We start from the raw sequence: 6,126 nt of genomic DNA on the forward strand, positions 1-6,126 counted from the left end.
CTCCACGGGAGCGGTCAGCGGCGAAACGGTCTGAGGCTCACCGGAAAGCGCCGCCGATATCTTGTCGCCGAACACGAGCCAAGCGGCCAGCCCGCCCGCAACGGCCAGCAGAAGCACGACGGTCACGGACTTGCCTACTATGCTTTTCACAATTGCGTTCCTTTCTATAGTTCACGATGCCAAGATTGCCGATGTCGATCAGGGAACGTACGTCTCGCCCTCGACCGAGGGCGTCGGCTCCGCTATGACGTCCTGAGCCGTGGCTTCGTTTCGGGTTTTCGCAGTCTCCGGCGCATCGGTTCCTCCCGCTTCGGGAAGCAGGTTCTTGGCAACCAGCAAACCTCCCAGCACGACGATAACCGCAACCAGCACTCCGACGAGCACCTTGAACCCTTTCGACCCCATCGTCGACTCCTCACTGCGCACTTCTGCGCGTCGTCTCGATATCTTCCGGCGGCCAGTCTAACGAAAGCCGCCTTAAAACTTCCTGAACCGCGGCGATGTTTTTCGCGTCTCCCCGCCGAAGCTTGCCGAGGGGGTCGGTTTCAGGATCGTTTCAGGTTGCGCGTGCTAGAATGACCGCATGAAACTGCTGATCGTGGAGGACGACCGACTCCTCTCAAACGCCCTAGCCCGCAGCCTGCGGGACGCTTACGCCGTCGACCAGGCGTTCGACGGCGAAGAAGGCCTGTTCTACGCCGCTCAGGACGTGTACGACCTCGTCGTGCTCGACGTGATGCTGCCCGAACGCGACGGCTTCTCGGTGCTGGAAGCCTTGCGCGCACAAGGCGTGGACACGCCCGTGCTCATGCTGACGGCTCGGAGCGCGACCGCCGACAAGCTTCGCGGCCTGCGCTCGGGAGCCGACGACTATCTCGCAAAGCCCTTCGACCGGGACGAGCTGCTCGCCCGCATCGAGGCCATCCTGCGCCGCACGACGGGCCGGCGCGACGTGGGCATCGTTGCGTTCAAGGAGCTTGCGCTGCACACGCGAACCCGGCAGGCCTTCATCGCAGACGAGCCCCTTGCTCTGAAAGGCAAGCAGTACGACATTCTCGAATACCTGGTCAGCCACCAGGGCAGTCTCATCTCGAAAGAGCGGTTGTTCGACAAGATATGGGGATTCATGTCGGACACGTCCTCGAACGTCGTGGAGGTGTACGTGAGCGCGCTGCGCAAAGCGCTGGCTCCGACCGGCTACGATCGCTACATCAAGACCATCCGCGGAGCAGGCTACCTGTTCACGGAGGACGATCATGACTGAGCGCGCGCTGATCCGTCGAGAGCTGGTTCGGCAGACGGCGCTGCTGTTCTTCGTGTTCGCTTTGCTGTTCGCGCTGCTGGGCGCAGGCGTCTACTCCATGGTGAGCTCGAATATCTACCGAAACGCCGACGAAAACCTGCAGGCCATTGGCATGGAATCGGATTACATAACCCTCGATGCCGCCGGCAGCGGATCCGCGATCGTCGACGACGTCGTGGTAGAAGAGCCCGACGGCGCCGCCCCCTCCGACGCCACGGCGATCGACGACCTCTCCCTCACGCTTCAGCAGAGCATCGTGGACGCCGATCCGCAGTTCATCACGCTCATACGAAACGAGCAGGGCGACCTTCTCGAGACCGTGGGGCTGTACGCCTCCTATCCTTCCTTCCTGCGCCATATCCCCTTCGACAAGAACGACCTCGAACGCGTCTACCAGATTGCCGCGGGGGGTCACGAGTACCGCGGCATCACGTATGCGGCAAACGACGAAGGCGAGACCACGTATCTTCAGACGCTGGTGAACGTCGACTCGGAGATCGCCATTCTAGACGGCTTCACGCGCACGTTGATTGTCTACTTGGCGGCAGCCGTCGTCGTGGCAGCGGGCGCAAGCTACTTGCTTTCGCGGCGCACGCTCAAGCCCATCGTGGCGAACATGCGCGCGCAGACGGAATTCGTGCAGAACGCCTCGCACGAGCTGCGCACGCCGCTCGCCGTGATCCAGACCACCGGCGAGCTGCTGCTGGACAGCCCCAATAGCCGCATCGTCGACCGCTTCGAGGACGTGAACGCCATCACCTCGGAGACGAAGCGTCTCGCGCGGCTGGTGGACGACCTCATGGAGCTGTCGCTGGGTGATGCCGGGCGCTCGTCGCTCGATGCGAGCGCGGTGAACCTCGACGCGCTCGTACGCGAAGCGTGCGCAGCTTACGAAGACTTCGCCACGCTCCAAGATAAGCGCCTCGAAGTGGAAACGGGCTCGCGCGAAACGATAGAGGCCGATGCCGACAAGTTGCGGCAGCTGCTGGGCATCGTGCTGGACAACGCGCTCAAGTACACCGCGCCCGGCGACGAGATAACCGTGCGCACGCGCGCATCGGGACCGAAACAGTGCGTCGTCGAGGTGGCCGACACGGGCTGCGGCATAGACCCCGAAGACCGCGCGCACGTATTCGAGCGGTTCTATCGCGCCGACAAGGCCCGCTCGCGCGAGACGGGCGGCTACGGGCTGGGGCTCTCGCTCGCGCAACACATCGTGGAAGCGCACGGCGGCTCCATCGCCCTCGAACCCAACGAACCGCGCGGCACGGTCGTCGTCGTCACGCTGCCCGCAAACGCGTCTAAAAGAGTCGATTCGCTCTAAGACGTCCGCTCCTGCTCCTTCTGGGCGAGGCGGGCGAGCGATACGATCTTCGTCATGATCACGCCGTCCGACACCACGTCGCCCGCATCGTCGTACGCCGCCACGTTCCAGTACTGCTTGACGGCCCCCGTGCGCTCCGACACCTCCTCGCGGTCGAGGTCGGCCACGCCGCGCAGCGTGCCCTCCTTGCCGCTTTTACGATGGCGAACCTGCACGTCGATTCCGAAGGGACGCTCCTTGTCGAAATCCGTGTTCTGCTCGGTGCCGATGCTTGCCACCGTTTCCAGCAGCGCGATGGTGGCGCCGCCGTGCAGGTAGCCGTGCGGCTGGAAAACCTCGGGCACGATGGGCATCGTCGCCTCGACGTGGCGCTTGTCGGCGGAAACGGTCTCGATGTGCAGCGTATCGGTCAACGCCATGGAAGCCTCCTTCGTTAACGAGGCCGCATCGTCGCGGCCTCCGTGCGGTTTTTCGTCAAGTATACCCGCAGCGCGCCATCGCGGCACCGGACAGACCCGCGCTGCCGTCCCTCCCCTACCGCGCGTCGTTCAGGCTGCGGATGAGGCGCTTGACCTCGTCGTCGACATCGCGCGGCTCAGGAGCAGGCCGCCCGGTGAGGTAGCCCTGCACGTAATCGGCGCCCAATTCGCGCAACGCTCGCAGCTCGGCCTCGGTCTCCACTCCTTCCGCGATCACGCGGATGCCGCGATCATGCGCGTACCCGATCAGGTTGCGGGCGATGTCTTGGTGATCTTTCGCCACGTCGATGTCGCGAACGATCTCCATGTCGATCTTCACGAAGTCCACGTGGTAGTCCAAAAGCGACGTCTCGCCGTTGTTGCCGCTGCCGAAGTCGTCGATGGCGAGACGCGCGCCGAAGCGCCGCGCCAGCGCCTCTTTGTACAACGCCATCTCGCGGCTGTAGTCGCTCTCGGTGATCTCGATGACGAGGCGCTTGAGCAGGTCCGGATAGCGCTCGTTCAGTACGAGCTCGTCGTCGGAGGACAAGCGCTGCGTAGCGATGCTGTTCACGAACAGAGTGGCTCCATGCGCCTCGGGATAACGGGAGAACGCCTCGAGCGCGCCGAAGAACGTGAGGTGTTCCACACGGTAGAGCTTCGACTGCGAGCGCGCCAGCGCCAGAACCTGGTCGGGCGTCGGAATGGTGTCCAACTGCGAGCGCATGAGCGCTTCGTACGCCACCGGCTCGCCCGCACGCAGGTCGACGATGGGTTGGAAGTGATACTCGACGAGACCCTCCTCCAGCAAGCGGTTCAAGTCCTCCTTGTTGTTGACGATGAACGACTTCTCCTCGTAGCTTTGCCGATCGAACGAGAACAGATCCCCCTTGCGGCTGCTCTTCGCCAGGTACATGGCGAAGTCGGCGTATTCGCGCAGGTGAGCGAAGTCCGTCGCATCCTCGGGATAGAACGCTGCGCCCATGGACGCGCGCACCTTGAGCGTCTTTCCGTCGGGCGCCACGATGGAGCTGGCATCGAGCATGGCGCGGAACGTGGCGAAAAGGTCTTCCACCGATGCGCGATCGGGGCATACGTCGACGAACACGAGGAACTCGTCACCGGAGATGCGCGAGTAGAATCCCTTGTCCCTGAACGCCTCGTCCACCACGCAACCCGCCGCCTTGATGTACTGATCGCCCCAATCGTGCCCGTAGATATCGTTGATGAACTTGAGGTTGTCGAGGTCGAGCATCAGCATCGCTCCCAGCGCAGGCGGGCGTTGCGCGAGCAGGTCGGTAACCTCCTGCTCGAATGCGCGGCGGTTGAACAGCCCGGTGAGGATGTCATGGTCGCGCTCATGCTCGATGCGGCGACGCGTCTCGATCTCATGCGTCACGTCCTCCACGAGGCCGAGCACGCGGTTGTGCTCGCCGCTTTCCACCACCACGAGACGAACCCACGAGGTTCGATGCGGGCCCGTGAAGAGGTAGCGGCCCTCTTCCTCCACCTCGATGTAGGGAACGTACCATTTCATAAGGCTCTCGAACTCGCTCGCGCTCAACGACCCCGTCGCAATGCGCTGCGGATCGAAGTACGAGGGATCAGGAGGTTCCAGCGTCGACAACGTGGCGAAGAACCCGTCGGTAAAGGTGATGACATCTGTTTCGTAGCTGTACTCGAAGGCGCCGATGCCGCGGTCGGACAGGCGCAGGATGCGCGATAGGCGCGATGCGGTCATGGCCACTTCCTCGCCCATCGACTCGATGGCCTCGGACAGCTCGTCGACCTCCACGATGCCCGTGGGAGTGAACGCAATAGGCTGCTCGGGCTGCGCCGCGCGCACCTCGGACATGAGATGCCGCAAACGTGAGGACGACAGCCACGCAGCGACGACGGCAATCAGCAAGCCCACCACGAGCGATGCGGCGAACACGGCGGTGAGGTTGTCGGACAGCGTCTTCGATGCGGAGAACATCTCGCCTTCGCGCTCAAGCCCGACGAGCGCCCAATGCTCGTACGCGAACGGGGACGTGCTGTCGTAGAGCTGGATCTCGGCTGCACTGGCGACGGCTCGCGCGTCGGAGGAAGCGTCGTCCGCCGGATCTACCACCATGCGTCCGGCGCCGTCGATCGACGCGGAGAACGCAGACTCCTTCAGATACAGGCTCTGCGATGCGCCGGTGGTGGTAAGCGCCTCGTACACCCGCTCCTTGTCCGGCAGCGGCGCCACGCCGCCGTCTCGGACGAAGCCGCCGTCCTCGTTCGTGATGGCCAGCACGTACGAACCGTTGCCGCTGCTGGCGAGATCGCGATACGGGAAGAAGGATGCAACGCGGTCGAGGCGCACTTCCACGCCTATGACGCCCACGATGCCCCCTTGCGCATCCCTGATGGGCTTGCTGTACGTAATGGAAGGGGTTCCCGCCCATCCGAAGTCGACCGGACGGCCCCAGTAACCCAGATCGTTCGTGCTGGCCTCAGGGTAGCGCTCGGCAGCGCGCACGGGCTCGTAATAGAATGCGCTCCGGCTTTCACCCTCGGCTGCCAAGGGGAACGTGGCGGACCACATGCTGTCGAGGGTGACGCCCAGCTGTCGCCCGATGCTGATGGGGCAGGCGGCCAACATGAGATCGGAACCGTTGGCAACCTCCACCTTGGGGTTCGAGTCGCGGATGTACAGCGCCGTCCGATTGTCCGATTGTCCTTCTGCGCCGTCAGCCAGCACGAGGAACACGCCGTCGACTTCGGCGCGATGAGAATAGGCCAGAAGGTCTTGGGAAGTCGCCTCGATTATGGAGATGGCCAGATCGGACCCGGTTTCGATATCCGCCGACGTTGCCTGAGCCGCGGCCAGCGCCTTGTCAATGCTGGCGGTCGCGCTTTCCACCACGGGATCGAAGTCCGACCAGCGGAATATCATATCGTTTTCCAGATAACCCGCACGGCTCGCCACGCGCTCCGAGAACAGATCGTACGCGTCGATCTCCATCTGTTTGAGTATCTCGCTGCGCGCGAGCACGGTAGCGCAGACGACGCCC

5 protein-coding genes are annotated in these 6,126 nt (G+C 63.5%); 2 read left to right on the plus strand and 3 right to left on the minus strand.

The genetic code is table 11. From position 1 onward, the window contains the following. Positions 1 to 198: 198 nt before the first annotated feature. Positions 199 to 405: a hypothetical protein gene (locus ACMO6A_RS11845; RefSeq protein WP_009306427.1), complete on the minus strand. Its 207-nt coding sequence runs from the start codon at positions 403 to 405 to the stop codon at positions 199 to 201. A 178-nt stretch (positions 406 to 583) separates the two neighbouring features. Between ACMO6A_RS11845 and ACMO6A_RS11850 the strand changes: the two genes are divergently transcribed. Next, positions 584 to 1,264, plus strand: coding sequence for a response regulator transcription factor (locus tag ACMO6A_RS11850; RefSeq protein WP_009607858.1), 681 nt, complete (start codon positions 584 to 586; stop codon positions 1,262 to 1,264). Further along, positions 1,257 to 2,627, plus strand: a complete 1,371-nt coding sequence (locus ACMO6A_RS11855; protein ID WP_009306429.1) for a sensor histidine kinase — start codon at positions 1,257 to 1,259, stop codon at positions 2,625 to 2,627. The genes ACMO6A_RS11850 and ACMO6A_RS11855 overlap by 8 nt, the downstream gene beginning before the upstream one ends. On the opposite strand, the gene ACMO6A_RS11860 is transcribed toward ACMO6A_RS11855, so the two are convergent. Continuing rightward, positions 2,624 to 3,046 (minus strand): PaaI family thioesterase, encoded by a 423-nt coding sequence (locus ACMO6A_RS11860; protein WP_009306430.1) that lies wholly within the window; start codon positions 3,044 to 3,046, stop codon positions 2,624 to 2,626. The two genes, ACMO6A_RS11855 and ACMO6A_RS11860, sit on opposite strands and share 4 nt — an antisense overlap. A 115-nt stretch (positions 3,047 to 3,161) precedes the next feature. Next, positions 3,162 to 6,126 (minus strand): EAL domain-containing protein (locus ACMO6A_RS11865; RefSeq protein ID WP_418471318.1); only part of this gene is annotated, 2,965 nt, incomplete at its 5' end.

Source organism: Eggerthella sp., assembly GCF_048329335.1.
In the GTDB taxonomy this organism is placed as follows: domain Bacteria; phylum Actinomycetota; class Coriobacteriia; order Coriobacteriales; family Eggerthellaceae; genus Eggerthella; species Eggerthella lenta.